Source organism: Immundisolibacter sp. (assembly GCF_028696615.1).
Lineage (GTDB): Bacteria > Pseudomonadota > Gammaproteobacteria > Immundisolibacterales > Immundisolibacteraceae > Immundisolibacter.
In genome coordinates this window covers 1-3112 of the sequence record NZ_JAQVGQ010000271.1, presented here as the reverse complement: position 1 = coordinate 3112, position 3112 = coordinate 1, and the positions used below count along the sequence as shown (strand labels likewise).

General features: G+C 72.3%; 4 protein-coding genes. All 4 read right to left on the bottom strand.

The annotated features are described in order from the left end of the window. The coding region (locus PHC73_RS13045) for an alpha/beta fold hydrolase (protein ID WP_300129097.1) at positions 1 to 642 on the bottom strand (642 nt) is incomplete at its 3' end. Between the two features lie 18 nt (positions 643 to 660). Then, positions 661 to 1209, bottom strand: coding sequence for a redoxin domain-containing protein (locus PHC73_RS13040; RefSeq protein WP_300129094.1), 549 nt, complete (start codon positions 1207 to 1209; stop codon positions 661 to 663). A gap of 39 nt (positions 1210 to 1248) precedes the next feature. Beyond that, positions 1249 to 2331, bottom strand: a complete 1083-nt coding sequence (locus PHC73_RS13035; protein ID WP_004264169.1) for a metal-dependent hydrolase — start codon at positions 2329 to 2331, stop codon at positions 1249 to 1251. Positions 2332 to 2354: 23 nt separating this feature from the next. Continuing rightward, positions 2355 to 3112, bottom strand: a 758-nt coding sequence (locus PHC73_RS13030) for a bifunctional aminoglycoside phosphotransferase/ATP-binding protein (protein ID WP_300129088.1), incomplete at its 5' end; no start/stop codon positions are given.

The window sequence follows — 3112 nt, the reverse complement described above, 5'->3', positions numbered from 1 at the left end:
GGTGCGCTGCACATAGTCGAGGATGTAGCGGCCGACCGGGCGCTCGGGCAGGTGCTTGGCCGCCAGCCAGCGCCGCATCATCGCCGCAGGATGGGAGAAGGCGGCCACGCTGACCACTGCCGCTACCTGCGGCCTGCGCGACGCCGCCAGCAGCACGGCGCCCGCCCCCACCGAATGGCCCAGCAGCGCGATGCGCCGCGGGTCGACGCCCGCACGCGTGGCGAGCCAGTCGAAGGCGTGCTCGACGTCCTCGGCGAAGCGTGGCAGCGAGGCGAAACTGTCCTCATCGCTCGCGCCGTGGCAGCGCGCATCGACGAACAGCGTGGCGAAGCCGGCCTCGTGCAGCGGCCGCGCCAGCGGCAGCATCAGCGCCGCATTGCCGCCCCAGCCATGCAGCACCACCACCGCAGGCGCGGCAGCGCTGCCCGGCACGGGAATGAACCAGCCATGCAGGGTCTTGCCGTTGGCCGTGGCGATGCGCACCGTGTCGAAGCCCAGGCCGAGCGCCGCAGGGTCGGTGTCATGCGGCACGCGCGGCGCCGCCAGCCCCTTGCGGATCCCCCAGTGCACGGCGGCGCGACCGCCGGCCAGGGCTGCTGCCCCGGCGGCAAAGGCCGCGAACAGTCCGGTCGTCGTCGCCATGGCCCCTCGACTCCGCCCTCAGCCCGTCAGCCCGGCCCACCACAGGCGGGCGCGGATGCCCCACTCGGTGGTGTAGCCGACACTCACCGAACGGATCCGGCCCTCGCGGTCGAGCACGACGAAGGCCGGCACGCCCCGCAGGCCGTAGCGGCCTGCGATGCGTCCGTCGGCATCCACGGCCGTCGTCCAGTCCAGCCCGCGCGCGGCCAGCACCTGCGCCACGGCCGCGGCGTCGCCGGACTGCATCGCCACCGTCAGCACCGGCCAGTCGGCCTGCACGTCGTCCATGCTGCCCTGCTGCGCGGTGCAGATGCCGCACCAGTCGGCCCAGAAATAGAGCCCGATCGGCCCGTCCGCATGGGCCGAGCGCCACGCCGCCAGGCTGAGTTCCCCGCCTGCCGCCGCCGGCGCGGCGAACGGCGGCGCCTCGCCGTCGGGCACGTGGCGCGTCTGCACCCAGTGCATGCCGAGCACGATGGCGACGACGAACGCCAGGTCGCGCGAGAAACGCCGCCAGCGCGAGGGCTTGACGGAAACCGGCGTCGCGGCCGGATCAGGTTCGGTCATGGCACAGTCCGTGTCGTGCGCTGCAAGGGCATCGCGTCTTCAATCCATCACCCAGCGCAGACCGCCCAGTTCGCGCTCGAACAGGCGCCAGCCGCCCTCGCCACTGCACAGGCCGTAGCGGAACGGCGTGTTGTCGCGCCCCGGCGTCATGAAGCGCAGGTCCACGAAATTCGCGCACAGCAGGCCCGAGGGACCGTTCTCGACATGGTCGAGGACCGGGAACATCGCGAACCAGCGATAGAAGGCGAAATCCTTCGCCTGCCACACCCTCTGCGCGAGTTCGCGCGTACCGTTATCGCCGAAGCGCTCGCGCACCTCCCACTTCGCCATCGCCACCGGCTGGTAGGGCGCCGAGAAACGGCGGATGAAGTTGTCGTCGGCGCTCGCCACCAGCGGCTCGCTGCGCCGGGTATTGATGTGGGCGTAGTGGTAGCGCTCGCCGTCGAACACGATCGCGGTCCAGTTGAAGGGCGAAGCCGGCCGCGGCGCCGCATCGACCAGCACCGCCTGGATGCCCTCGCGGGCGGCGTAATCGCGCGCGGCCTCGATCGCCTCACCGCGCCCGACCGCCTGCACCCCCACCCAGCCCGCCAGCAGGACCAGCGCGCTCACCGCCGGCACCCGGCTGCTGCGCCACAGCGCGCTCACCAGCAGGCCGGCGAGGATGATGCCGGTGAAGGGCAGATCGATGATGAAGGTCGTGCCCCAGCCGAAGCGCCGGTCCGAGAACGGCGACAGGATCATGGTGCCGAACTGGGTGATGAGGTCGCCCAGGATGTGCACGAAGATCGCGCTGCAGACAACGAGGTAGAAGGACCGCCACCCCGCCCCGCCCCGCCCGCCGCGCTGCCAGAAGCGCGCCAGCAGCCAGGCGATCAGCAGCCCCCACAGGGGCAACAGCACGAGCGAATGGGTCACGCCGCGATGGCCGCGCAGGTAGGTGAGCTCGGACACCCAGCCGAGCACGAAGTCGAGATCGGGAAAGGTCGCGGCCACGGTGCCGGCGACCACCACCTGCCACACCGGCGGCCGTGCCATCGGCGCCGTGGCGGGCGGCGCCCGGCGGCCGGCAAGCATGCGGCCGACGAGGGCGCCCGAAAGGGCATGGGTCAAGGTGTCCATCGAATTCCGGAAGTCGTTGCGTTCTATCGGTCTGCCGGCCCCGGCCACAGCTGGCGGAGCGCGGGCATCAGCGCGCGCCAGTCCGGCGCCGAGCGGGTATCGATCGGCAGCACGCGCGCGAGTTCCTCCTCTTCGAGCGGTTCGCGCGTCCGAAGTTGCGCCTCGAGCACCGCGAGATCGGCTTCCGAGGCGTCTTTGCCCGCCGCCGCACGTCGGCGCACCCGCTCGCGCAGTACCTCGGGCGGCGCATCGAAAGCGAGGATGACGAAGGGCACGCCGAGCACGCCCGCCAGCTCCGCCAGGCTGCGCCGCTGCGCGCGCCTGAGGAAGGTCGCATCGAGCAGAACCGGATAGCCCGCCGCCACCACCGTTCGTGCCAGCTCGGCGAGCCGCGCGTAGGTGCGCGCGGTCGCCTCGGCGGAATACAGCCCACCGCCGAGCGCCGACCCGCTCGCCGCCATGGCGTCGAGGCCGAACAGGCGCTTGCGCTCGACGTCGGCGCGCACCCGGATCACGCCGCCCTGTTCCACCAGCGGCTGCGACTGACTGCTCTTGCCGGAACCGGACACGCCGCTGGCGATCAGCAGCGCCGGCGCCGTCGGCCGCGCCTGGGCCGCCGCCAGCGCGAGGTAACGTGCACACTCCGCCAGGCTCTCGCTGCGCGCCTCGCCGTCGACCTGGCTGGCGCGGATCGCCGCGATCTTGGCCCATACCATCGCGCGGTAGCTCACATACCAGGGCAGCAGTCGCAGGCCGCCGTAGTCGCCACTGCGCTCAAGCC